Here is a 26,357-nt window from a genome sequence, read left to right as displayed (position 1 = left end):
CATTTGCGAAATAGAAACTTACTGTACTTTTCTGGTTTTTTCGGAAACTTTTTTTTTGAACGGGGAATATGGATTCTGTATTTAACCAGTTTGAACTATTCCTTGTTTCTTGTCGGTGTTTTGCAGTCGGTCTTAAATTTGGCCATGTTTTTAGCGGAAGTGCCAAGCGGCGTGATCTCCGACAGAATCGGGAGAAAAAAATCGCTGCTGCTCGGACACTTTATGGTCATTGTGTACTTGGCCATGTTCCTGTCATTCCATAATTTCTTTGCGCTGCTGATCGCCCATATTATATACGGTATCGGGCTGACGTTTATCTCGGGAACGGATCATGCCTTCCTGTTTGATTCATTAAAAGTGAACGGGAAAGAGAAATTGTACGGAAAGTCCATTGGAAATTATAACGGACTCGTCATCCTCGGTTTGGCCATAGCCATGGGAATCGGGGGATACTTGCAAGAGATTTCATGGTCGTATGTTTTTATCGCGGGTATTCTGACACAGCTGATCGCAATGGCTGTCATTACACAGCTGACGGAAATCACATTTGAGAACAGTGAACATCAAACGCAAACCGTCGGTGACATCATAAAAGAAGTCAAAGATTTCTTCATGCTCAACAAAGCCTTTAAATATTTAGTCCTTTCTCTTTCTGTGTTCTTTGCCATTACATCGGTTTTTTATATGTACGGGCAGGATCTGTTAAACCAGGAAGGGCTTTCTGTACGTCATATCTCCATCATTTTTGCGTGTCTGTCCATTGTGCAGGCGCTATGTTCCATCTTTTCCTCAAAGCCGGCAGAAAAGTTCACACCGAGACGCGTGCTCCTTTTTACATTTTGCATCATCGGGACAGCATACCTGTTCATACCTTCGGGAAGTCTTTACGTGACGGTAGCGGCTTTTATCGTCATTAATGCTCTGTATGACATTATCGAACCTGTCTCCAGCCAGGTGGTGAATAATGAAATCCCTTCAAGAACCAGAGCTACGTTATTGTCCATTATCAGTTTAATGACATCTTTCTTTATGTTCATTGCGTTCCCGTTTGTCGGCTTCTTAACGGATTATTTTGATTCAACCGTGCTGCTGACTGTCATCGGGGTGTTATCAATCTTGCTGTCGCTATTTATGCTGCTTAGCTTTTACAAACTAAAAGCGAGTGTCGCCATCCAGAACAAAGTCGAGCTTTAATGAAAGAATGACAAAAGGATGATGTACGGTGTTAAATATTCATAATCTTACGGTAAATCTGGCAGGAGATATCATTTTCAAAAATGTTTCTTTCTTTTCGGAAATCAGATATTGAAGGGGTCAAAACGTTTAAACAAGTAAGGCTTTCCAACTATATCGAATATATTGATGAGAACGATGAAAACTGGTACTGTGACTGGAATTTTACGGCTTTAAACCAGAAAGATTTAGATCACGTCTACTCTTCACCCTATTACTTTACAAAAGATACATTAAGAGTGGATGACGAAACCGGACAAGATTTCAAATGGTTCTTCCTCGGTTCTCAACAAACAGGCACGCCGCTGCATCAGGATTTTAACCACACACACGCATGGAACGGCGTCATTTTCGGACAGAAGGAATGGATATTCTGCCATCCGGATGATACCCCTTATTTGTATGAGGGAAACATCAATGTTTTTGATGAAAAGGACATGGAGCAGAAACCGCTTGTGCAGAAAGCGAAGCCGATCCGCTTTACGCAAAAGGCGGGAGAAATCATTTACGCTCCCCGCAATTGGTGGCATCAAGTCGTGAATACAGAACATACCTTGGCGGTAAGCGAAAACTTTTGGTTTGCGAAAGAGCGGCTTGTTGACCAGCGGTAAATGTAAAAAGGCTGAGTATCTCAGCCTTTTTCTATTTCACCCGGTCCAGCCCGAATTTTTTCAGGCGGTATTGCAGGCTCTGTCTGCTGATCCCGAGCTCGCCTGCGGTTTTGGACACGTTATTGCCGTGCTTTCTTAAGATTTTTTCGATCATATATTTTTCGAAGCTTTCCATTTTATCCTTTAAATCGGCGCCGGGCTGGGTGCTTGCCGCGGGCGTTTGGCTGCTGTCAGCCGGTTTGATTTTCATGCGGTACTGATAAGGGAGGTGGGCTGCGGTCATGGTTGTCTCATCCGTCATAAAATTCATGGCGCCTTCAATGGTATGTTCAAGCTCACGAATATTACCCGGCCAATCATATTCCAAAAAGAACTGCTTCACATCCTCACTGATCGAATCCACATTCATTTGGAACAGGTGATTGTTTTTCTGAATAAATACCTCGGCCAGGGGCAGGATGTCCTCCTTACGCTCCCGGAGCGGCGGAATGATCAGTGTGACAACGCTCAGTCTGTAATATAAATCTTTGCGCAGCCGTTCTTCCGAAATCGCGGTGATCGGGTCTTCATTCATCGTGGCGATGATGCGGACGTCAATGGGCTTGTCTTGGGCAGAGCCGATCCGCCTGATTTTCTTTTCTTGAAGGGCGCGGAGCAGTTTTGCCTGAAGGCTGAGGTTCAAAGAGTTGATCTCATCAAGCAGCAGAGTTCCTCCCTGTGCCTGTTCAAATAAACCGGGCTGGTCGATCGCTCCGGTAAAGGCGCCTTTTTTCGTGCCGAACAAAATACTCTCCACAAGGCTGTCAGGCAGGGCGGCGCAGTTTTGTGAAATGAACGGCGCACCGGAGCGCTGGCTTCCGTTATGGATGCTTTGAGCGAACAATTCCTTGCCTGTACCGGTTTCGCCGGCCAGAAGCACGGATGACGACGTGCGGGTTGCCCGTTTTGCGTTTTCAATAACCTCGCGGATGACCGGGCTGTTTCCGAGAATGCTGTCAAATGTGTAGCTGTTCTGTTCTTTTCGGTGCATGTTCTCCCTGATCAGACGCTCCAGCTTTGTCACATCCTTTGCGATCTCCACCGCCCCTTTGATCTCGCCGTCCTTCACAATCGGGAAGGTGTGATTGATCGTCGTGATTTCCTGGCCTTTATTATTGAAATAGCTTTGTTTCACGTTTTTAATTGTTTTTCCTTCTTGAAGAGCCTGTACAAGGGTGCTGTCCTGCTGATTCGAAAACATAAACACATCTGTCAGGTTTTTATGCAGAACGTCCTCTTCGTCCATATCTTCAATCTGCATCATTTTCTTATTGTAAATGACGGTGCTGCCCTTCTCGTCCACCACATGCAGACCGACATCGATTTCCTCCAGAATGCTTTCTAAAACCAGTGTGAAAAATTCGCTGTTTGTGTGCAGAAGAATCCCCCCTTATAATAGTCTTAACATTCATTATTTTAAAATAAATGATGAAGGAAATGCAAAAAAATTTTGCGGTTATCCGTCCTTTGCACAGAAACTGCCTGAAATTTTTGCAGGGAAACCGAGAATTTTGACGAAAAACCTCGTTCTTTCGGATTGGCACGATACTTGCTTTATAAAAAGGGAAAGCAAGAACTTGTGTTGAATGTTTAGAAAACAAGGGGGAATCAGAACATGTCAGCTTTATCAAAATCTCAAGAAATTATCAGCCAAACTTCACATTACGGCGCGAACAACTATCATCCTCTTCCGATTGTGATTTCTGAAGCTCAGGGTGTTTGGGTAAAGGACCCTGAGGGCAATCAATATATGGATATGCTAAGTGCTTATTCTGCTGTAAATCAGGGGCACAGACACCCGAAAATCATTCAGGCGCTGAAAGATCAGGCGGATAAAATCACTCTGACGTCACGCGCGTTTCACAATGACCAGCTCGGTCCGTTTTACGAGAAAGCAGCCAAGCTGACCGGAAAAGATATGATACTGCCGATGAATACAGGAGCTGAAGCAGTCGAATCAGCTGTGAAAGCGGCAAGACGCTGGGCATATGAGGTCAAAGGCGTCGCAGACAATCAGGCGGAAATCATTGCGTGTGTCGGCAACTTCCACGGCAGAACGATGCTTGCGGTATCTCTTTCTTCAGAAGAAGAGTACAAACGCGGCTTCGGGCCGATGCTTCCGGGCATTAAATTGATCCCGTACGGCGATGCAGAGGCACTGCGTCAGGCGATTACGCCGAACACAGCCGCTTTCTTATTCGAACCGATTCAGGGAGAAGCGGGCATCGTCATTCCGCCGGAAGGATTTTTACAAGAAGCGGCCGCTATTTGTAAGGAAGAAAATGTGCTGCTGATTGCTGATGAAATTCAGACGGGGCTCGGCCGCACAGGCAAAACGTTTGCGATCGACTGGGAAAACATCGTCCCGGATATGTTCATTTTGGGTAAAGCGCTCGGCGGAGGTGTATTCCCGATCTCATGCATCGCAGCAAACCGCGATATTTTGGGCGTATTTAATCCGGGCTCCCACGGCTCTACATTCGGAGGTAATCCGCTCGCTTGCGCGGTATCCATCGCGTCTATTGAAGTACTTGAGGAAGAACGGCTGGCAGAGCGTTCCCTTCAGCTTGGAGAGTATTTTAAAGCGGAGCTTGAGAAAATTGATAACCCCGTGATTAAAGAAGTGCGCGGCCGAGGCCTGTTTATCGGCGTTGAACTGACGGAAGCGGCCCGCCCGTATTGTGAGCAGCTGAAAAGCGAAGGGCTTTTATGCAAAGAAACACATGATACCGTGATCCGGTTTGCGCCGCCGTTAATGATTTCCAAGGAAGATTTAGATTGGGCGATCCAAAAGATCACAAAAGTGCTTCAAAGCGCATAAAACCATGATGTGGCAGCGATTTCCCTCCGCTTGTATGGAATTGACAAATAAAAAATTCAGCACTCTCTATTTGCGCAGCGTAAGTATTTTAGTATAATGTATCTTTATGTATGAAAATGAATTTTAATATAAAATCCATATACAAATAGAGGCTCTTTGGACAGCAAATCGGTTTCTAGCGCCGGCTTGGTTCCAATACAAGTTGCTGAAGGGGTGCAGAATGGTGAATACAAATCAACAAAATGAGAATCAGCTTCAGCGTACAATGAAATCGCGGCACTTATTTATGATTTCATTGGGCGGAGTGATCGGCACCGGGTTTTTCCTGAGTACCGGATTTACAATAAATCAGGCGGGACCGCTCGGCGCGGTTCTGTCCTATTTAGTCGGCGGATTCATTATGTTTTTGACGATGCTCTGCTTAGGCGAGCTCGCGGTTGCCCTTCCCGTATCAGGGTCGTTTCAGACATACGCAACCAAATTTATCAGTCCCGCTTTCGGTTTCGCATTCGGCTGGCTGTACTGGCTCGGCTGGGCGGTCACATGTGCGATTGAATTTTTATCCGCGGGCCAATTAATGCTCCGCTGGTTTCCGCATGTTCCCGTTTGGGTGTGGTGTCTCGTGTTTGTCGGGCTGATGTTTCTTTTGAACGCCATTACCACAAAAGCGTTCGCTGAGTCAGAATTTTGGTTTTCAGGCATTAAAATTTTAGTCATTCTGCTGTTTATTATTTTGGGCGGCGCCGCCATGTTCGGCCTGATTGACATGAAACACGGCGAGCAGGCTCCTTTCTTCTCTCATTTTTATGAGGATGGATTGTTTCCGAACGGCATTAAGGCTATGCTTATTACGATGATTACCGTAAACTTCGCGTTCCAGGGAACGGAGCTGATCGGGGTTGCCGCGGGAGAAAGTGAAAATCCCGAGAAAACGATCCCTCGCTCTATCCGTCAAACGGTATGGAGAACGCTTGTCTTTTTCGTTCTTTCCATCATCGTCATTGCCGGCATGATTCCGTGGAAGCAGGCGGGAGTGGTCGAAAGCCCGTTTGTCGTGGTGTTTGAACAAATCGGTATTCCGTATGCCGCTGATATCATGAACTTTGTTATCTTAATTGCGCTGCTGTCAGTAGCCAACTCAGGCTTGTTCGCATCGACGCGTATTCTGTATGCCATGGCGAACGAAGGACAAGCCTTTAAAGCGCTTGGAAAAACGAATAAACGCGGTGTGCCGCTGAACGCGCTGATCGTGACGCTGGCCGTTGCCTGTCTGTCTCTGTTATCTAAAGTGGCGGCGCCTGAAACCGTTTATATGTTTCTCTTATCGTTAGCGGGATTAAGCGCACAGGTCGGCTGGATTACAATTTCTCTGTCCCAATTGATGTTCAGACGAAAATACATCCGTGAGGGCGGCAAAGTGGAAGACCTTAAATTCAAAACACCGCTGTACCCGGTGCTGCCGCTTATCGGGCTGACGTTAAACACAGTCGTGCTCATAAGCCTTGCATTTGACTCGGAACAGCGGCTCGCCCTTTATTGCGGCATCCCGTTTATGGTAATCTGTTTTATCGTATATCATTTATATGTGAAAAAGCATAAGCAGTCAGATAAACATTTAGAGCTATAAATCATTTTTGTGTCCAAGTCATCTTTGAGGAAACCCGCATAGGACAACATACGACATGTTGAGGTGGAAAGACAGATGAATAAGCAAATTTCAGTTATTGGTATGCCGATGGATTTAGGACAAGCACGACGCGGAGTGGATATGGGCCCGAGCGCCATCCGATATGCGCATCTCATTGAACGCTTATCTGACATGGGATATTCGGTAGAGGATTTAGGCGACATCCCCGTCAATCGTGAAAAACTCAAAGAAGATGAAGAGCTGAAAAACCTAAATTCGGTGCTCTCCGGCAATGAAAAGCTCGCCCAAAAGGTGGACAGCGTCATTGAGAAAGAGCGGTTCCCCCTCGTGCTAGGCGGCGACCACAGCATTGCGATCGGAACGCTTACCGGAACAGCGAAGCATTATAAAGAGCTCGGCGTCATCTGGTATGACGCACACGGCGACTTAAATACGCTGGAAACATCCCCGTCAGGCAATATTCACGGAATGCCTCTGGCCGTCAGCCTCGGCGTCGGGCACGACACACTTGTGAATTTGGGCGGTTATGCGCCAAAAATCAAGCCGGAAAACGTTGTGATCATCGGCGCTAGATCGCTTGACGAAGGCGAGCGCGAATACATCAAGAAAACCGGCATGAAGGTGTACACGATGCATGAAATCGACCGCCTTGGCATGACAAAGGTCATGGAAGAAACCATTAACTACTTGTCAGACTGTGACGGCGTTCACCTCAGCCTTGACCTTGACGGCCTTGACCCGAGCGACGCACCGGGTGTCGGCACGCCTGTTGTCGGCGGCATCAGCTACCGGGAAAGCCATTTAGCGATGGAAATGCTGTACGATGCAGACATCATCACATCGGCTGAATTTGTAGAAGTCAATCCGATCCTCGATCACAAAAACAAAACCGGACAAACAGCGGTGGAGTTGGTGGAATCGTTGTTAGGGAAGAAGTTATTATAAAAAAGAGACTTGCCTCCGCATTTTTGCGGGGGTTTTTTATTGCCACTAGGAAACTAGTCCGCTGTTACCCTCAAATCCGACCTGTAAATATGATATATTTATTACACAAATTGGGAAGGGGAGGTGTCTTATCAGTTGATTGAGGTGATCGCCCATGAAAAAGTGGCTAAAAAAATCAGTGACTGGTATGAGGAAATCAAGAAGCACAAAACCGAATCGGCTAAGGCGTTAAGAGAACAACTGCTTTCAGATCTGCAAAATATGACACAAAATCAAACGGTACTCCTGTATTTTAATTTGATTGATTCCCGCTATAAATTATTGATGGAAGAGTATGAGAAAACAGACGGCATTTTAAAAACGATTCAGCTGAACGCCGATAAAGAAAAAACGGATCAGATGATTCAGTACTACTACTATTTTTTCTCGGGCATGCATGAGTTTTACAAAAAACGATTTACGAAAGCGATTAATTTTTACCGTATTGCAGAAAGCAGGCTCCGGCACATACCGAATGAGATAGAAAGAGCAGAATTTAATTATCAAGTGGCGATTGCCTACTATGAAATCCGGCAAAATTACTTTGCCATGAATCACGCCGAGAAAGCGTTAGAGATTTACAGAGCCAATGAAATGTATGCTGTCAGAGAAGCACAATGTGTCATGGTGATCGGCTGTAACAGAATGGATTTGTTTCATTATCAGCAGGCCGAGGAAATCTTACAAACCGCCATTCATCAAGCTTCGAAAGCAGGTGACGGGCATATTGAGGCGCTCGCCCATTTTAATTTAGGGATTTGCTATGAACGGCAAGAGAAATTAGCGGAAGCCAGAGTCGAGTTTGAAACGGCTCTGGAAAAGAAAGAACATATGAATTCAGCCTATTCAGTGCGGAGTATGTATATGCTGTCCAGGGTGTTATTAAAGCAGGAACAAACGGACGAAGGGCGGTTCTGGCTGCATAAAGCGCTGCAAGCAGCCGAGGAAAAAAACGAATCAAGCTACAAGCATAAGCTCCGCATCTTACAGCATGTATTCATTGATCATAACGAAGAAATGCTCGCGGCCGCATTTGACGAGCTGAAATATCATGAGCTGTGGAGTGACGTAACGGATTTGACCTGCCAAGCCGCCAAGCATTTTAAAAAACAGGAGAATTACAAACTGGCGGCGAAATATTTCCAAGAATCAATTGATGCCAATGACCAAATTTTGAGATTGACGGAGGGGATTCGTAATGAAAACATGTAAATTCATTTTACTCTCAGTAACAATGGCAAGCCTCATCTCTATTGGACTCTTTACAGAAATTGATTCAGCAGCACAGACGGCACAAACCATTAAACCGGCAGAAAACGGCGCTTTCGGATAAAATGACACGACACAGCTGTGAGGCTGTGTTTTTTAAGGAGTGAATTCATGACCATTACCTTACAGCCGATGACGGAGCAAGAATTTCAATCCTACCTCGTTTATACAACAAAGCATTATGCTGAAGAAAAGATCAAGGCGGGAACATGGCTGCCTGAAGACGCGCCTGAATTGGCCGAGCAAACCTTTCTTGATTTGCTCCCTGACGGCCTGCAGACGGCTCATCATCATTTGTGGAGCCTGACACTGGGCGGGAAGGAAGCGGCTGGCTGGCTGTGGCTGCACGCTGATCCGGCGCATCCGCAGCGCGACGCGTTCATTTATGACTTCGGCCTCTATTCTCCTTATCGGGGCAAAGGGTATGCGAAACAGGCGCTCGCAAGGCTGGATGAAAAGGCCCGGGACATGGGAGTCCGTAAGCTGTCTCTGCATGTTTTTGCTCACAATGAAACAGCGCGGCGGCTTTATGAGAAGACCGGATTTCTGGAGACTGATATTATCATGAGTAAAAAGATATAAGGAAAAGAGGCCCTGAGTGCGGGCCTCTTTTTTCATTATCTAACGTTCATTTCCCGGGCAATCGTTTTTAAACGCAGGAGATGCCTATTTTGTTATAAAATTTTTAAAAATCTGTAAATTGACTATTATTCCGCTGCTCTTCTGTCATATAATACATATATGGAAAAAATTATATCTTGAGAAAAGAGGCGAAGTTATGAAGTGTAAGAAAATGTTCAAAGCTGTCATTCCGTTTGCACTGACGTTTGCCATGGTTCTATCTTTCTCCGGTATGAATGTAAAAGCCAAAGAATCAGAAACGGCCCGCTACGCAAAAGAGATCGCGGAACTCCAGCAGGGCACGACCCCGCAAGAGGTCATTCAGTCTGCAAAAGAGCTGGCCAAACAGAAGCATGTCACGACAGAAGCCATCCTCAAGCAGTTTCACAGCGAAATCACCTCTGACAAGGCGCAAGGAAATGTAAACGCTTCCAAAGACGGGTTGTCGGTCATGGGCGGTTCTTCAGGCACCAAAAAACTTCCGAAAAGCGTAAAAGGCAACATTTATTACACCAACTCTTACACAGCCTTTTACAACCACGGCCACGTCGGCATGTATTCGGCCGCTGATAAGATCGTAGAATCAGTCCCGGGAGACGGCGTCCGGCAAATCGCCTATAACGGAAGAGAAGTAGAAGACAATTCAATCGTTCAAACCGTCAGCGTCACGGACACCCAAAAACAAGCCGCCGCTGACTGGGCCGTATCAAGAGTCGGCGACGAGTACTCCTTCAACTTCGTCAATAACAGAAATACAGGCCATGAAGGCGCCAAAAACTGCTCGAAACTGCTGTGGTCAGCGTTCCTCCTAAAAGCAGGAATCGATATTGACTCTAACGGCGGCCTGGGTGTATATCCGCGCGATATCACAAGCTCACCTTATACGAAAACGATTCTGACCATTAACTAAGGAGAAAAACGGTGAAAAAACTCATCTGGATGCCTCTTGTGATCATCGTCGCCGCAGCGGTCTTATGTTTCTTTCACTTTCGGACAGAAGACCCTGCGGAGATCACAAGGGACGCACTGAATGACCCCGATTTTCTAAAAGATAAAGAGGCGCTGCTGTATTTCTCCACGACGGCCGACCAAGACGCCTTCGGAGGCGGAAAAAGCTATGCCCTATTCGCCGATGAAAAAGGACGGCTCTCTTCCTATCAAATGAAGGGGCTTGAGCTCGGATCGGCCAAGGTGCATGACGGCAGCATGCTGCTGGAGGACAAAAAAGGCATCTATACCGTAAAAGACGGCCTTCACACGTATAAAAGAGCGTATCAGCATACGGGAGACAGCGCAGGGTATATCGACCGCACGAAAGGCTTCTACACGCTGTATAATTCAGGCTACGACAAAAGCGGCGGCAGCTATCGCTCAGAGCTGTACCGCCAGCTTGACGGCAAGTGGAAGCAAGATATCATCCCGCACTACATCCGCGCCTCAGGCTTTTTGAAAGGCCATATTTACGCGCTCATACCGACAGCTGACGAAAAAGGCTATCACGTAAATGATATCCAGGCAGATAAAGAAAAGCTCAGCACCAAAACCATCGCAACATGGAAATATAAAGAAGGCGCATCGGTCGAATCCCAGCTCGCCGCGGACGATACCTCCATTTACTTCGTCACAAGAGGAGAAAAAGCCGATAACATGTATCAAATGGTGAAAATCATGAAAAAAAGCGGAGCCATCAAAACGTATGACATCGCCTCGTATCAAGATGACGAACAAACCCTTTACGGCTCCATGCCGTTCAGCTTCAAAAAAAGCTTTTTCATGGAGAAGCGCAGCCTCTATTTCGTTGACGGCTTCGGAAACGTATACCGCATCAATCCTGAAACGGGAAAAAGCAAAAAAGTCTTCACGCTCCCCGCATCAGGAATGAAGGCCGACTTCAAAGATCTGACCCATCAAAACGGAAAGCTATATCTGTTCACATACAGCTACAAAAAAACCGCCAAAATCGAATCCTTCGACCTGAAAACGGGCAAAAAACTGAACGACCGGGCCATCCCAAACCTGAAAGACATCGTCACGCTGAACAGCCATCTCAAGCTGTATGATGTTCAGGTGATGGAGGATTTTTGATTGATAAAGCAGAAGAAGTCAGGGTGAAGGAGGCAGATGACTGAAGAAAAAGCTTGCTGCGGTGACCGTGTCGATCCTGCTGACATCCCTGCTTATTGGATATTTTAAAAATGGCAGAAAGCTGGACTGGATTGATCTGCTTTGTACATTCATTGCGTGTGTATTAGGAATTTGGTTCATGTATCGGATGGAGAAAAGAGAGAATCAGCAATGAGCCGGACGTGACAGAACGCCGGCTTTTTTTGCGCCTATCAACAGCTTCTTATGCCGAATTGTGGATAATACTCAGCCCGAAGCACTACTAACATGTGTACAAATAGGTTATATTGAGAAGAGAACAATTGCCGTGCGCAAAAGAAAACCGGAGGATGTAACAATGAAAACCGCTTATTATTCTTGTGAAGAACATATCGAAACCGTGCTGGACATGTACATAGATGATCATGAGCTTCCGCCCGAAATCAGAAAAATCGAACATACTAACAGTTTATCCACAGCCTGTGAATTATGTGGGGACACCGCAACATATCTAGTAGGGAACGAATGATCTTACACAAAATACAGAAGAGATATCCACAATTGTGGATAAAATATATGAATAACTTGTTTCTAAAGTGGGGATGACCTGTGAATATTAATATTGTGACAATCGGAAAACTAAAAGAAAAATACCTCAAGCAAGGCATCGAAGAATACAAAAAACGACTTTCAGCCTACGCAAAAATCGACATCATCGAACTCCCGGACGAAAAAGCCCCGGAAAACCTAAGCGATCAAGACATGAAAATCGTCAAAGACAAAGAAGGCGAACGCATCCTGGCCAAAATCAGCCCGGACACCCACGTCATCGCCCTCGCCATCGAAGGAAAAATGAAAACATCCGAAGAACTGGCCGATACAATAGATAAGCTGGCGACTTATGGAAAAAGCAAAATCTGCTTTGTCATCGGCGGCTCACTCGGATTGAGTGACGCAGTGATGAAGCGAGCGGATGAAAAGCTGTCGTTCTCGAAATTGACGTTTCCTCATCAGTTGATGCGTCTCATACTAGTCGAGCAGATTTATCGGGCTTTTCGGATTAATCGTGGGGAGCCTTATCATAAGTGAGTGGGGTTTTTATTAAAAATGTAAAAAGAGGTTAGAAATAATGAGAGAAAGAATAATCAAAGAAATTTCCAATATTTACGGTGAAGATCCGGCCCATATTTTACAAATAATAAACTCTTATGATCATATAACACCTTTTATACTTAAAAAAGTAAAGGAAAAAGAAGTTATTGATAAATACTCAATTTCTTTAGAAGAACAAATAGTGTTAGATTACTACAAAATTCTCTTAAACGTTAATTACAATATCAAATTCCCCAATAGATCTTATATAATGACAGAATTAATGAATTTATTACCGAATTTACATTTATATAAATACTATACAATTTACAAGTTTGACTTTAAAAATTTTTTTAATAATGTGTCTCCTGCTCACAGTTATAAGTTATTATCTAGTTCAACTACTCTAAGATTAAAGGAGCTCAAATTCTTTGAAAAATATACGAAGGAATTAGATTGCTATAGACCTGGAATAGGTTTGCATAACTCGCTGATAGAAATATGTGGAATGAGATTTGACCAAGAGGTCAAATCTAAATTCAAAAATAGAGGTTTATTATATTATTCAAGATATGTGGATGATTGCATTATTATTTTAGATGAGACAAGTAAAAAAACTGATTTAGAAAAAATCATTTTAAAAATAATGAAAAAGCATTTTGGGAAAAAACTAGAGCTTAATAATGATAAAACAGCCTTTCATTCTACTAACCATACAAATTATGCATTCAGTTATTTAGGCTATTGCTTTCAAAAAGGACAATTTTGGAAAAGTAAATATAAAATTGGTATCGATAAGGAAAAACTTAAAAAACACGTTAGTAAGCTTAATACAATAATATTAGAATATGGTCAAACTGAAAATATTGAATTATTAAGTTTTAGGCTAGAGTTGTTCTTCAAAAGAATAGTTTTTTTTGGAGATAGAAATAATGATGGTAATTACCGATGGCAAGTAAGAGGGATAAGTGACAGTTATAAAGAATTGAAACGATTTATGCATAAAACTAATTTAGACAAGCTAATTACAAGAGATACTCTTAAATTATTTAAAGAGGAAATCACAAATTGTTTTAAAAAAAATAATATAGAAATACCTCCTAAAATTAATAATCAAATAAAAAACAATAAATTTATTTCTTGTTTTAAAAACAATAAGGCTTTTTTAATACACCCTAAACTGGGTCTTAACAAGGAAGATTTAATAAATCATTTAAGCAAATTTAATGAAAAAAATATAGAAAGTCTTAGCTATAACGAATTAGCAAGGTTATTACTGGTAAAGATAAAATAAATAGAAACAGCGGAATGAAATTCCGCTGTTTCTTTTAAGAATATGCTAAGTGCATATTCTCGATATTGTGTATTAAAAGAATACCAAAAAATATTATGGGAGTCAAAACATGAAATCTAAAAATAAGTTTAATCGACAAACAATTGATTTTTTGCTTACTGAACTTCTCCCCTATGAAAAAGGAAACCATTTTACACATTTGTTTCTATATGAATATCTTCAAAAGAATAAGAATAAGGTAAATAAAATTGTAAAAAAAACTAAGGAGAGTGATACTTTTTTTGATTCCACTTGGCATTCATCACCATTAAAATTTAAGATATCTAAAACAAATGGTGGCTTTAGAGAGTTATCTTTAATAAATCCTCTCGGGCTTATTGAGTCACTGGCTTTTATTAATGTATTTGAAGATGACTTAATTAATATAAGTCACAATAAGGTAGATTTTTCAACCAGAAAAGCAAGAAGGGTTAATAGCTTAACTTATAAAAAAAATAATAATCAGACAGTTTTCTATACAAATGATCTCGATTCTAAAAAGCAGTTACTTCTTTCTTTGGAGTCAAAAGGAACGTATTTTAAACATTACCCTTTTAAAAGTATGACTGAACTTTTAAATAGTAACATGTTTATTTATTCAAGAGATAAATATGATTTATTATTAACTATTGATATACAAAATTGTTTTTCTAGTATATATACTCACTCTTATAAATGGCTAATTTCTAATAAAACCTATGACTCTAAAAACTTTAAAGAATCAAATAGTATATATAAGAACATAGATGCATTTTTGCAGAATTTAAATGGCTCAAAAACAAACGGTATAGTTATCGGACCAGAATTAAGTAGGTTCTTAGCAGAATTTTTATTGATACATATTGATCAGCAATTAATAGAACAGTTAGCTGAAGAAAATATAACAAAAGAACTTGATTATGAAATATTCAGATTTGTCGATGATTACTTTGTTTTATCTAATAATAAAAATACACTTAATATAATAAAAGATAAATTAGAATTTATCCTTAATAAATACCAACTTAAAGTAAATACTTCTAAGGTCAATATATACGATAAGGAAGATAACCTTAATGAATGGATTCTTGAGCTTCCACACATATTAAATTTAATCGATAAAGCGTTTATATATGTAAAGAAACCTTTAAAAGATTATAATCAGCTGTTTGAACAAAATGAGGAGATTAAAGTTGGATATCTTGAAGCTGCAACGACCACTGAAAAGTTAAATACAATAAATAATTTTGAACAAATAAAAACAAATAAAATCAGATATGTTGAACTAAGAAATAACATTAATTTTCTTATTAAAAAAACAAATGAAAATTCTTTTATTTGTTCTTATATTTTAAGTGTAATTTTAATAAAGATAGAAGAAGATAAAAGTGATGCCCTTCATATAAATATGGAAGAGAATGATCTTGTTAGGTTGATATTTTTCATATATTCAAAAAAGGTTTCATATGTTTCTACTCAAAAAGTAATAAGGATTTTCACATTGTTATTTAAGACTAAGGAAAATATAAAGCATTCAATTGAAGACTGTATCGAAAGCTTTAAAAATAATATATTTAATAATTATACAGGCGATTGGATAGATCTGTTGCTGTTTATTTCGAGTTATAAAATAGATATATCTAATAGTTTGTTAAAACAGATAACAAATAAGATATTAAGTGAAGAAAATCCAGTACATATTGCTTCAGTATGTTTGTTTTACGAAACAAATTATATTGAGTTATCGAATTTTGTACGAGATTTAAATCAAATAGTAAAAAGAAAACTTGAACAGTTAAATTGGGAAGACTTTTTTCAAGATGAATTTTCTTGGTGGGTATTTATTTTTTATAGTTATCCGAATTTAAGCAAAAATAATAAAAATTTTATAAAAAAGAAAATTTGTGAGGTTAAAGATAAGTTAGAGTGTACGTCAAGGAATTGTGAGGTTAAAGATAAGTCGGAGTGTACGTCAAGGAATTGTAAGGCTAAAGATAAGTTGGAGTATACACCTAGTGAATTGGCTAAATGTTTAATACTAGACTATTTGTTAGAATCAAAAAATCATTTTATAGAATGGAGTTTCACAAAAGAAAGTTATCATAAAAAATTTTATTTTTATACAAAGGATAGAACCGTTTTTAATCCAGATATTATAGATCCAATAAATATTTCGAGATAGGTGCTAAAACTTTATTCAAGAGATTCTTTCGATAACTAAACGATTTTTTGACTAATATATTTTGAATCAATGTTTTTCATTTATAACAGTCGATCCTCAATATATTATTCACATTTGAGTTTTTACAAAAAAGTAAATTCAACCTAAAGACCAAGAACTATCTTGGTCTTTTTTTCAGTGAATGCCAGACTGTGCTTTTTTACAAATCTGAAGTTGGTTTTTGGTTACAATAGTGCCCAACCAGTTCGGTGATATTTCACTGAGAGTGTTGTCTAATCCGGATAAGAAGTCCTTCGCGGAAGCGTGTCACTCATTTTCTCTCTTCATATATCGATACTCCCGCAGCCTCTCCAAAATAGCAAACTTCTTGCATCAATTCTTCACCCACGTTTATTTCTTTTACTTCCGCTCCAGTCTTTGTCGACTAATCGTTTCACTGTTCAGACATCAGTTCCGGTGCCCAGTTTAAAAGTGTCGATAGTTACCAAGAGTCTAATTGGCGGAACTAGGGAAATAGGAGGTAGACTAAAAGAGAACCGAGCTGATTTTGAGAAAAGTAGAGTTCAAACCTGCCACCTCACGTTTCTTAAAACACCTTTGCTCCAAAGAGTGGCCAAAGATGCATCGTTTTCTAATGTTTTCCCAACCCCAAAAAAGAAGCAGTCATTCAAGGCTTTCCCCCTTTGAATAACAGCTTCTTTTCGCTTTTTCCATATGACAGTATAAATCCCTCTGAGTCACGGAAACCTAATAGAAAAGGTTCCTGAAAGGAGGGGGAATATGATGAAGAAAAATAAAAAAATCCAAAACAAAACATCTTTGGTTTGGAAGATGGCGATTGCATCTGCGGTTTCTTGGGAAGCGGCAAAACTAGTGGGCTCTAGTCACCCATATTTAGCGCCTCTATCTGTTATATTATGTTTGCAATCCACCATAGATCAGTCGGTTCGATTTTCTTTTCATCGTATTGCGGGAACTGCAATTGGGGTCGTTTTAACAGCTTATATTGTCAGTCACTTACAAATGAATGGCTGGATGTTGGGTCTGTTACTATTAGGCGGGACGTACATTGCAAAGTGGTTAAGAATAGATGAAACGGTTTTACATCAGGTAGCGCTCACCATTTTATTGGTATTTACGTTTGAACGACACTCTAAAGATTATGCAATGGATCGAATAATCGATACGATGATCGGCGTCATCATCGCTATTCTGGTTCATATGTTCTTTTTTCCGCCAGACTATACAAAAAAGGCAGCGGACTCTTTTCGAACATTGGCTCGTCAGCTTTCTGACACACTTTCAGAACTTTCCAAATGGGTTCAATCAGAGTGGGGACAAGGAAAAGGGAGCACCATGGAGTATAAAATAAACAATCTTCTGCAGGAGCTGCATACGGCAAAAGAGATGCTGCAAACAGCCTCTGAGAGCTTGAAATTCAACCCCATCAGAAAAAAACATAAAATCATTGTTTCAAGATATCAAATAGAGATGCAAAAGATGAATGCAGGATATGAGTATATCTCAAATATAGTGAAAACGTTAAAAGAATGGGAAAAAGAAGGAGCTTTATCTTCAAGTGACAAAATGGAGTTGAGCAATGATTTAAAGGTTTTAAGTGAATTTTTTGATGATTTTAAAGGAATACAACAGGGTGAAACAGACAATTGGAAACAGAAGGAACAGAACATGTTATTGGAATCTCTCCGTTCAAAAATGCTGTTGTACCCGCAGCCAAGTCATAAGGTCTATAAAGACTCTTTTTTTTTAGAAACAATGAAATTGCTGAAAAATTTGTAATGTCTTCTAGAAAAAAGAATATGGATATACAGATGCAGATATAAATTGGGTAAAAGCGGGGAAATAAAATGGATGATATGCACCGAATTTTGGATGTCATCGCCAATTCTAAGAAGGCTAAGGTACTGGCCACCATCATTAAAACAGAGGGGTCCGCTTATAAGAAAGAAGGGGCCTCCATGTTGATTTTAGGGGACAAAACAAGAGTCGGAATGTTATCTGCCGGTTGTCTGGAAGAAGATCTTGTTGAAAGGGCAGAGCAGGTTTGGGCTGCAGGAGAGCCGTTGATTGTTCACTTTGATATGAGTGCGGAAGACGATTTATCCTGGGGGCAGGGAGTTGGCTGTAATGGTGTTTTGACGGTTTTACTCGAGCCTGTAAAAGGGGAATTGGAAAGAAATCTGAGGACAGTCAAGACATGCTTAGATGAAAAAAAGTCTGTGACGCGAATGAAACGATTCACTAAAACGTTAGAGCCCAAGGAAGATCTGTATATAGCTGAAGACGGCAGAGTGTTTGGTAGCGGGGGTGTTATGGAACAAGGCTGTATTCAAAAAAAGGCACCCCTTTATGAGACGGAAAAGGGAATCAAAAGGGATGAACATACATCTGATTTATTTTTTATCCATCAGATGGTTCCAAAACCTTGTTTATATGTCTTTGGAGCAGGGGAAGATGCGAAGCCGTTAGTTTCTTTGGCGGCTGGTACGGGCTTTCATGTGACGGTGATTGACTGGCGCCCTGCTTTATGTCATTACGGCCATTTGCCTGAAGCCAGCCATTTGATTACAGGAGCACCGGAAGAAGTCATGGAAGGCCTGTGCATGACCCAAAGAGATTTTGTTGTCATTATGACGCACAGCTTTCAAAAAGATCAGATCATTTTACATACATTAAAAAATAAGAATGTGTTTTATAAAGGTGTATTAGGCCCCAGAAGGCGCACCGAGCGGCTATTAGGCGGAGCGGAGATTCCAGAGGATATTCATTCCCCTATTGGGCTTCCCATCGGGGCACAAGGGCCTGAGGAAATTGCTGTAAGCATTGTTGGCGAGATGATTAAAGAAATGCGAACACAAAGGTCTCGCTTATGAAAACAGCAGCCATTTACCTGGCAGCCGGTACAAGCAGACGCATGGGGACGGATAAGCGAAGTTTATTTCTGAATGGAGTCTCTCTAGGAAGTATGGCTTTTAAAAATGCCTTGTTATCTAAATTAGATCATATTTTCGTTATAACGGGAAAGGGAGATTCACTGCATTGGCTTTCGGATTTTTTCTTTTTAGATCCCATATCAAATAAGTGGAGTCAGGAAGAATGTGAGCAAGCGGATAAGGGCCAAAGCCACTCCATACAATGCGGTTTAAAAAGAGCATTAGATTATAAGGCTGATGCCGTTATCATTCTCCTTGCAGATCAGCCATTTGTCACCACAGATATCATCAATACGTTAATTGATTCCTATCGAAGGGAACATCACTATTCATTTATAGCTGCTGAAAATCAACATCTTCCTATGCCCCCCATCTTATTCTCAAATCAATGTTTTCCATTATTACATCAGTTAAAGGGAGATCAAGGCGCTCGGTATGTCATCCGTGAACGTATGATCAATACGGGAAAAATGATCAGCTTTCAAGACCCTTTGCTTTTTTATGACGTAGATACAATTGAAGATTATACGCTGCTGCTGAATAAATTCGGGGAGTGAATGAGTTGGAGTATATCGGGAAAAGTGTGATTCGAAAAGAGGCCCTTGAAAAAGTGACAGGTAAGGCGAAATATACAGATGATTTTCAAGAAACAGGGACATTACACGCAAAAATGTTGATCAGTCCATATGCTCATGCTGATATTGTGTCTATGGACTTTTCAGAAGCTTGGAAGATTCCCGGAGTGAAAGCGATATTGGGTGATGAACCTTTTCCGCTTGCAGGTGAAGAAATTAAAGACAGGTCGCCGATTGCTTATAAAAGAGTCAGATACCACGGTGAGCCGGTTGCTGTTGTTGTTGCAGAAAATCCTATCATAGCTAAAAAGGCAGTGAATGCCATCAAAGTGTCCTATGAACCTCTTCCCGTCGTCAATTCCCCCCGTGAGGCCTTCCAAAAGGATGCGCCCCTCGTCCATGAAAATGTGGACCGCTATGAGAAGACGGAAGGTGTATTCCCGGTTCCGAAGACAAATATCGCAAACCTGGATAAAATTAGAAAAGGTAATATTGAAGACGGATTTAGGGAAAGTGATGTGACAGCAGAATTCCAAATTTCCTTTAACCCTTCTGATCACGCTGCTATGGAAACAAGATGCTCGATTGTTGAAATTCGGGCGGATGAGGAGATTATTATTACAACATCCTCTCAAGCCCCTTTTGCCATTAAAAAATTAATGCAGTGGTATTTTGGAATTGAACCTGGAAAGGTGATCGTCAAAACCCCTTTAGTAGGAGGGGCATACGGGGGAAAAGCAGCAGTTCAGTTAGAGGTGATTGCATATTTGGCATCAAAAGCAGTTGGAGGCCGGCCCGTCAAATTATTTAATTCGAGAGAAGAGGATATGATCACATCTCCTGTTCATATAGGATTGGATGCCATTGTCAAATTAGGAGCAACAAAGGATGGAATCTTAAAGGCGGCAGACATTCAGTTTTTATTTGATGGCGGAGCGTACTCTGATAAAGGAGTGGACATCAGCCGGGCTGCAGTGGTTGATTGTACGGGTCCATACGCAATCGACCATATATGGTGTGATTCATATTGTATGTATACGAATCATCCATATCCCAGTGCATATAGAGGCTACAGCCATGCTGAAGTTTTATTTGCCTTTGAGCGAACGATGGATGTATTGGCAGAAAAGCTGAACATGGACCCATTAGAACTCCGCTATAAAAATGCCATTCGGCCCGGTGATACTACACCTACTCAAGTTCTTCTCAATTCAAGCACGGTCGGAAATGTACCAACATGCATTGAAAGATTGAAGGAATTAATGAATTGGGACGAGGGACAGAGAATTGAAATTGATGATCGGAAGATACGGGCAAAGGGGATCAGCTGTATTTGGAAAACCTCAACATTTGATACAAATGCAACATCCGGGGTTATTTTAACCTTTAATCCTGATGGAAGCATTAATTTGATGTCAGGGGTAGTGGAAATTGGAACAGGGACAAAAACAGTGCTAGCCCAAATCTTAGCGGAACGAATGAAAATGGATATAAGTCAAATTCACGTAAAAATGCTTGTAGATACACAAACAACACCTGAGCATTGGAAAACTGTGGGCAGCAGAGGAACTTTAATGGGAGGAAGAGCCGTACTGAATGCAGCTGATGAAGCCATTCGAAAGCTTAAGGACGTGGCATCATGTGTTTTAAGGGTTCCTGTCGAGGAATTAGAAGTGGCTGATGGAAAGGTTTATTTTATAGATCATCCTTCTGTACATGTTGAAATAAAAGACATTGCTTACGGATATACGTTTCCAAATGGAAATACCATTGGCGGACAAATCATTGCGAGCGGCAATTACACATTAACCCGGATGACGAATTTAGACCCGGAAACGGGAAAAGGAAAGCCGGGACCCGAGTGGGCTGTAGGTGCTCAGGGAATTGAAGTTGAGTTAGATAGACGGGATTATACGTACCGAATTACAAAAGCCTATTCTGTTGTGGATATGGGGACTGTATTGAATGAAAAAGCTGCAAGGGGCCAAGTGATGGGGGCGATGAGTATGGGAATTGCATTTGGAGGAAGAGAAACCTTTGTATTCGATTCATATGGAAGAGTATTAAATCCTCAACTTAGAACATACAGACCCCTTCACTATGGAGAGCAGCCTGAATATATCATTGAATTTGTTGAAACCCCGCATGTTATTGCGCCTTATGGAGCCCGTGGCGGCGGGGAACATGGACTGTTGGGGATGCCGGCAGCATTAGGGAATTGCCTTTCTGCCGCTTTAGGTGTCCAATTGAATCAACTTCCTCTTATTCCTGAACGATTATGGAGGACGCAAGAGGGGTGGAAAGATGATACCGTTTGATTTTGAATATATTAAACCGAAGACAATTCAAGAAACAACCCATCTATTTCACTCTCTTGCGGCCGAAAAGAAAACACCAATGTATTATTCTGGCGGCACAGAAATTATAACGTTAGGAAGGCTGAATCTCATCTATACGGATGCAGTGATAGATATTAATGCACTTCCAGAATTTCATACCATCCGTTTTTATAAAAATTATCTAGTGATCGGAGCAGGTGTGTCATTAACGAAAGTGGAGGAAGAAAATCCATTTCCGTTATTAAGTAAAACAGTAAGTGAAATTGCGGATCGGACGACTCGAAATAAAATCAGCCTGGGCGGAAATATTTGCGGGGGCATATATTACCGTGAGGCAGTCTTGCCGTTGTTAATTTCCGATAGTTTGGCAGGGGTTGCAGGGCGATCAGGGATTCATTACCATCCTATAAATAAAATTTTTAACAGGGAAATACAATTACAAAAAGGAGATTTTTTATTTCATATTCTTATCGATCAAACGTATATAGACGTGCCATTTGTAAGTATAAAAAGAAGACAACAGTGGAATGTCGGATATCCATTGGTGACAGTTTGTGCACTAAAAAAAGATGAAAAGGTTAGAATGGCCTTTAGCGGCGTATGTCCATTTCCTTTTCGTTCTGTTGAAATGGAGGCTATGTTTAACGATAAAAGCCGCTCATTAGAGGATAGAGTACGGAGGTCTTTGCAGTATGTACCCAAACCTGTTCTTGATGATGCAGAAGGCTCAAGTGAATATCGAATATTTGTCTTGCAGCATACAATCTTAGATGCCTTACATGAATTAGAAGGAGGTTCCAATGTCTGATCCTATTACGTTGAAAGTAAATGGCGAGGAAAGACAGATTACTGTCAGGCCAGCCGATACTTTGTTATATGCCCTTCGTCTTCGTCTTGGATTAACTGGTTCAAAGCCAGGTTGTTTAAATGGTGATTGTGGCGCCTGTACGGTATTAATGGATGGGGTACCGATGAAATCTTGTTTAATGCTTGCAGTAGAAGGGGAAGGAAAGGAAATTACTACAATTGAAGGACTTATCAATACGCCAATTCAAAAGGCTTTTATTGAAAAATTTGCGTTTCAATGCGGTTATTGTACACCGGGTTTTCTCATGAATTGTCATGCTTTAGTTCATACTGAGCCGAATGCTGGTGATGAAACGATAAAAAATTGGCTGGAGTCCAATATTTGCAGGTGTACGGGTTACAGGGAGATTGAAGAAGCTGTTAAATCTGTTTTAAATTCAGTGGAAGGGACTCATTAGCCCGTTTATCTTTCCGGCTCCCAACTTTCTTTTTCGCTATTATTTACGCGTCGATGAACAAGCAGAAAACCAGACCTCTGTTAGCACTTTGCTGTACTAAGTGGAAAGCCGTAAAAAAGAGCCCAGAGAAAGTAATCCCTGAACCCCATGTTCCATCACTTCATATACCGATACTCCCGCAAGCTCTCCAAAATAGCCACTTCCTGCATCAGTTCTTCACCGACATTCGTTTCTTTTACTTTCTTGCGCTCAAGCTCTTTGTCCACTAAACGTTTCACTGTTAAGACATCAGTTCCGGTGCTCAGCACTTCGGCCTTTGAATTAAAGTGTTTGTGGGCGACGAGCTGCATGCCGTAGGAGTTGTATAAGAGCGTGTAGCCGGCGATGCCTGTTGTGGATTGGTAGGCTTTGGAGAAGCCGCCGTCGATGACGATCATTTTTCCGTTTGCTTTGATCGGGTCTTCGCCTTCGATTTCTTTTACCGGTGTATGGCCGTTGATGATATGGCCATGATCCGGGTTGAGACCGAATTCTTTCAGGATGTTTCGGCAGGTTGCCTCGTCTTCCCGCAAATAGTAATACGGGTTTTTCTTTTCTTTATGCGTTTCCTTCTCTTTAATGAAATAACGCTCAAATGTCGTCATGGCGCGTTTTCCGAAGAGGGAGGAGTACTCGCCTGTCCATAAATACCAGGCCATATCTGTCGCCAGATCATCGGTTTCTTCCGGGTGGGCGAAGGCTTTCCGTAAGAACTGTTCAAATACATCGAGCAGCTCACGGCCCGCGTAGGCCTTATCCTCTATCATCATTGTTTCCATGTTGCCGTTTTCGTCGACAGGAATACAGCCGTGAATCAACAGGTTGCCGTTATATTTTAAATAAAGGCTGCCTTTTTTCATCATAAAATTCATATGGCGGCCCAGCTTTTCGGAATGCTGGACAGAGAACAGCAGCTTGTCCATGACCTCTGCCTCTTCCTCTAATAGCTCATCCGGCTGTTCTGGATTGACTGTCGCAAAGCAGGTGTTTTCCAGCTGATATGTTTTTCCGTTCAGCGTGATTTCATTTTTATCATAATCAATCTTTTCCAGTAACAGCCGTTCCTCCATATTAAAGTTCGGCCGTCTCTTGATTATTGGGCTTTCAAGCTTGAATTGGATCATCGCGATCGCCTGATGAATTTTTGTGATTTGCTTAATCTCATCTTCCGGTCTGTTTTCGTCCGCTTTTGGACGGAACGCTGGATTATCGTCATAATATTTTTCGGCAAGGTTCAAGAGCGGTCTTAAATTGATGCCGTAGACGTCTTCAATAATATCCAGGTTATCATAGCGGGCACAGATACGGATAATATTTGCCAGGCATACTTTGGAGCCTGAATAAGCGCCTATCCAGAGAACATCGTGATTTCCCCACTGAATATCCACCGAATGATAGTTGATCAGTTCTTCCATGATCTTATCCGGCTGCGGTCCGCGGTCGTAAATATCGCCGACAACATGCAGATGGTCGACCACCAATCGCTGCGTGCTGTAGGCAAGACCGGTGATCAGCTTATCGGCCTGGCCGAGTGCTATGATCTGATCTATGATTTCGGAGTAATATTGTTCCTTGTTGGCAGCTTGTTCTGTTTTATATAGCAGCTCCTCCGTAATATAAGCAAACTGGGCAGGCAGTGCTTTGCGCAATTTGGAGCGGGTATACTTGGAGGAAGAATAAGAAACGAGCCTAATCATTCGGTTAATCGTTTCTTTATACCAATCGTTTAATGCTTCTTTCGTATCAAAGTCATGTTTGATTAACTTCAGTTTGTCTTCCGGGTAATAGACCAATGCTGCCAGTTCATCAATTTCTCTATCATAAATGACGCCGCTGAAAATATCGCGTATCTTCTCTTTGACTCTTCCTGAACCATTCCGCAGCACGTGCTGGAATGCCTGATACTCCCCGTGCAAATCACTGACAAAATGCTCGGTGCCTTTTGGCAGGTTCAGTATTGCTTTCAAATTAATGATTTCCGTTACCACTTTTTCTTCACAATCGTATTTTTGAGCGAGCAGATCTAAGTATTTGGTTTCCAAAATCGTCCATCCCCTTTTTAGATAAGAGCTGTCCCTATTTATGAGCATTTGCATGATAAGATGAATTTAAAAGTATGACATTATTTTTACATCATTGGACCTTATATGATAGTACCGCATAACTCCTTTTTGAGACAATCAAAACGAGATACGCGAGAATAAAGAAAAAGCAGAAAACAGGAGGGAAAGCTTAAGACAGCAAGAGCAAAAAAGCCTTTCAGCAGTATCCACGGAGAAGATCTTGCGGATTTGATCAGGGGCTTAGGCTGAAAGGGACAGGTATCCTGATTCTTGTCGTCAATTTCCATTCACATTTATTAATATGGTGTTGACAATTATTTGTTTGCCCTATCATTACTTGCTTAACTAAGAGTGGGAGCAGTTGCCTTAGTTTCAACTAATTCAGTCGGAATGGATATTTGTATATATTCACCTAATGACTATTGCAGTCTAATGATGTTTTGATTTTCGTACTCCGGTCCCTTCGGAAGCTTTTAATCTATATAGTAGGTGCCGCAAGTGATCTTTGCAGAAGACAAAAAATGATTATGTGCCAAGACACGTACCGCAATCAACGACAAGCCAGAAAACAGCAGCTTCTCTGAATAAACAAACCGTTTCAACCAAAAAGGCCGTAACTATAGAAAGCCTTTTTGGTTTTTCGCACCTTTTGTGTATGCTAGAGAACGAGTACAATAAAATATATATTTTTCTATATTTTTTTTCCTGATCACCATCTCTGCAATAGAAGATTAAGAATCCAGCATAACAAGACTGCTATTGTATAAGCATTTGCGTAAGAAAGGTTCATTGCGTGATGAGCAATGGCTGTGTGGATCGCACTATAGCAGGAGTAGCTTCTGAAGAGACCGCATATGTATTTGTTATTCTTATGAACGTGAGATGGAGGACATCCAATCTCTTTTTTTATGGGCTTTATTTATTGCACGTCGTTTCACAGTAAAGAGGTAAGGAGGAGTTTGATGTGGAACAGCGAGAATTAAAGAGGGACTTATCGAATCGGCATATGCAGCTTATGTTTACAAACCAATTTTATTGAGATGATTGGAATTTCTTTTGTACCCGGTTCTTATTTATGGGAACTACTACCCTTTAATTGTAATTGTTTTCGCTTCGATACCCAACGATTCTTTCACCAGTATATTCCCCTTGATTCTAACCAAGCTTGTATCTTTGATTTGAGCAATTGAGGATAAAATGTTGAATT

General features: G+C 41.3%; 22 protein-coding genes and 1 pseudogene. 20 read left to right on the top strand and 3 right to left on the bottom strand.

The window, feature by feature from the left end; all coding sequences use genetic code 11:
* Window positions 1-3 precede the first annotated feature (3 nt).
* Entirely contained in the window at window positions 4-1,194 is a 1,191-nt protein-coding gene (locus KY305_RS04470; protein ID WP_223061524.1) for an MFS transporter, read from the top strand.
* A gap of 83 nt (window positions 1,195-1,277) precedes the next feature.
* Window positions 1,278-1,844 (top strand): cupin-like domain-containing protein, encoded by a 567-nt coding sequence (locus tag KY305_RS04465; RefSeq protein ID WP_223061523.1) that lies wholly within the window; start codon window positions 1,278-1,280, stop codon window positions 1,842-1,844.
* Between the two features lie 31 nt (window positions 1,845-1,875).
* On the opposite strand, the gene KY305_RS04460 is transcribed toward KY305_RS04465, so the two are convergent.
* Window positions 1,876-3,261 (bottom strand): sigma-54 interaction domain-containing protein, encoded by a 1,386-nt coding sequence (locus tag KY305_RS04460; RefSeq protein ID WP_223061636.1) that lies wholly within the window; start codon window positions 3,259-3,261, stop codon window positions 1,876-1,878.
* Between the two features lie 237 nt (window positions 3,262-3,498).
* On the opposite strand from KY305_RS04460, the gene KY305_RS04455 reads away from it, so the two are divergent.
* From KY305_RS04455 to KY305_RS04405, 12 genes are all read left to right on the top strand, one after another.
* Complete coding sequence (locus KY305_RS04455; RefSeq protein ID WP_223061522.1) at window positions 3,499-4,704, top strand: ornithine--oxo-acid transaminase; 1,206 nt, start codon at window positions 3,499-3,501, stop codon at window positions 4,702-4,704.
* A gap of 223 nt (window positions 4,705-4,927) precedes the next feature.
* Window positions 4,928-6,331, top strand: coding sequence for an amino acid permease (locus KY305_RS04450; RefSeq protein WP_223061521.1), 1,404 nt, complete (start codon window positions 4,928-4,930; stop codon window positions 6,329-6,331).
* Between the two features lie 75 nt (window positions 6,332-6,406).
* The gene (rocF, locus tag KY305_RS04445) at window positions 6,407-7,297 is read left to right on the top strand and encodes an arginase (protein WP_223061520.1); all 891 of its coding nucleotides are present in this window, start codon (window positions 6,407-6,409) and stop codon (window positions 7,295-7,297) included.
* A gap of 135 nt (window positions 7,298-7,432) precedes the next feature.
* A complete protein-coding gene (locus KY305_RS04440) occupies window positions 7,433-8,548 on the top strand; it encodes a response regulator aspartate phosphatase (protein ID WP_223061519.1) in 1,116 nt (371 codons plus the stop codon).
* The gene (locus KY305_RS19890) at window positions 8,535-8,669 is read left to right on the top strand and encodes a hypothetical protein (protein WP_262417547.1); all 135 of its coding nucleotides are present in this window, start codon (window positions 8,535-8,537) and stop codon (window positions 8,667-8,669) included. The genes KY305_RS04440 and KY305_RS19890 overlap by 14 nt, the downstream gene beginning before the upstream one ends.
* Before the next feature lie 47 nt (window positions 8,670-8,716).
* The gene (locus KY305_RS04435) at window positions 8,717-9,187 is read left to right on the top strand and encodes a GNAT family N-acetyltransferase (RefSeq protein ID WP_223061518.1); all 471 of its coding nucleotides are present in this window, start codon (window positions 8,717-8,719) and stop codon (window positions 9,185-9,187) included.
* Window positions 9,188-9,383: 196 nt separating this feature from the next.
* The gene (locus KY305_RS04430) at window positions 9,384-10,136 is read left to right on the top strand and encodes a hypothetical protein (RefSeq protein WP_396021503.1); all 753 of its coding nucleotides are present in this window, start codon (window positions 9,384-9,386) and stop codon (window positions 10,134-10,136) included.
* Window positions 10,137-10,147: 11 nt separating this feature from the next.
* Entirely contained in the window at window positions 10,148-11,311 is a 1,164-nt protein-coding gene (locus KY305_RS04425; RefSeq protein ID WP_223061517.1) for a hypothetical protein, read from the top strand.
* A gap of 376 nt (window positions 11,312-11,687) precedes the next feature.
* Window positions 11,688-11,858 (top strand): CxxH/CxxC protein, encoded by a 171-nt coding sequence (locus KY305_RS04420; RefSeq protein ID WP_004393147.1) that lies wholly within the window; start codon window positions 11,688-11,690, stop codon window positions 11,856-11,858.
* An 80-nt stretch (window positions 11,859-11,938) separates the two neighbouring features.
* Window positions 11,939-12,418 (top strand): 23S rRNA (pseudouridine(1915)-N(3))-methyltransferase RlmH, encoded by a 480-nt coding sequence (rlmH, locus tag KY305_RS04415; RefSeq protein WP_223061516.1) that lies wholly within the window; start codon window positions 11,939-11,941, stop codon window positions 12,416-12,418.
* A 40-nt stretch (window positions 12,419-12,458) separates the two neighbouring features.
* Window positions 12,459-13,715 carry a reverse transcriptase domain-containing protein gene (locus KY305_RS04410; RefSeq protein ID WP_223061515.1) on the top strand — a complete coding sequence of 419 codons (1,257 nt, stop codon included), beginning with the start codon at window positions 12,459-12,461 and terminating at the stop codon, window positions 13,713-13,715.
* Between the two features lie 109 nt (window positions 13,716-13,824).
* Window positions 13,825-15,915 (top strand): RNA-directed DNA polymerase, encoded by a 2,091-nt coding sequence (locus tag KY305_RS04405; RefSeq protein WP_223061514.1) that lies wholly within the window; start codon window positions 13,825-13,827, stop codon window positions 15,913-15,915.
* A 306-nt stretch (window positions 15,916-16,221) separates the two neighbouring features.
* On the opposite strand, the pseudogene KY305_RS20315 reads toward KY305_RS04405, so the two are convergent.
* Window positions 16,222-16,379: pseudogene (locus KY305_RS20315) on the bottom strand (fructose-bisphosphatase class III); the annotation flags it as partial.
* Window positions 16,380-16,698: 319 nt separating this feature from the next.
* On the opposite strand from KY305_RS20315, the gene KY305_RS04400 reads away from it, so the two are divergent.
* From KY305_RS04400 to KY305_RS04375, 6 genes are all read left to right on the top strand, one after another.
* On the top strand, window positions 16,699-17,715 hold the full coding sequence (locus tag KY305_RS04400; protein WP_223061634.1) for an FUSC family protein: 1,017 nt from the start codon (window positions 16,699-16,701) through the stop codon (window positions 17,713-17,715).
* 68 nt (window positions 17,716-17,783) lie between these two features.
* Window positions 17,784-18,809 (top strand): XdhC family protein, encoded by a 1,026-nt coding sequence (locus tag KY305_RS04395; RefSeq protein ID WP_223061513.1) that lies wholly within the window; start codon window positions 17,784-17,786, stop codon window positions 18,807-18,809.
* Window positions 18,806-19,426, top strand: a complete 621-nt coding sequence (locus KY305_RS04390) for an NTP transferase domain-containing protein (protein ID WP_223061512.1) — start codon at window positions 18,806-18,808, stop codon at window positions 19,424-19,426. Before KY305_RS04395 ends, KY305_RS04390 begins: the two co-directional genes overlap by 4 nt.
* Window positions 19,427-19,431: 5 nt before the next feature.
* Window positions 19,432-21,762: a xanthine dehydrogenase family protein molybdopterin-binding subunit gene (locus tag KY305_RS04385; RefSeq protein ID WP_223061511.1), complete on the top strand. Its 2,331-nt coding sequence runs from the start codon at window positions 19,432-19,434 to the stop codon at window positions 21,760-21,762.
* Window positions 21,749-22,591, top strand: a complete 843-nt coding sequence (locus tag KY305_RS04380) for an FAD binding domain-containing protein (RefSeq protein ID WP_223061510.1) — start codon at window positions 21,749-21,751, stop codon at window positions 22,589-22,591. Before KY305_RS04385 ends, KY305_RS04380 begins: the two co-directional genes overlap by 14 nt.
* On the top strand, window positions 22,584-23,048 hold the full coding sequence (locus KY305_RS04375) for a (2Fe-2S)-binding protein (protein WP_223061509.1): 465 nt from the start codon (window positions 22,584-22,586) through the stop codon (window positions 23,046-23,048). The genes KY305_RS04380 and KY305_RS04375 overlap by 8 nt, the downstream gene beginning before the upstream one ends.
* Window positions 23,049-23,203: 155 nt before the next feature.
* Here the strand turns inward: KY305_RS04375 and fbp are convergent, their stop codons facing one another.
* Window positions 23,204-25,129, bottom strand: a complete 1,926-nt coding sequence (gene fbp, locus KY305_RS04370; protein WP_223061508.1) for a fructose-1,6-bisphosphatase — start codon at window positions 25,127-25,129, stop codon at window positions 23,204-23,206.
* Between the last annotated feature and the right edge of the window lie 1,228 nt (window positions 25,130-26,357).

The organism is Bacillus sp. YC2 (genome assembly GCF_019891195.1).
Taxonomy (GTDB): domain Bacteria; phylum Bacillota; class Bacilli; order Bacillales; family Bacillaceae; genus Bacillus.
Note: the sequence above shows the minus strand (reverse complement) of the source record. Positions and strands in the feature narration are given on the sequence as shown.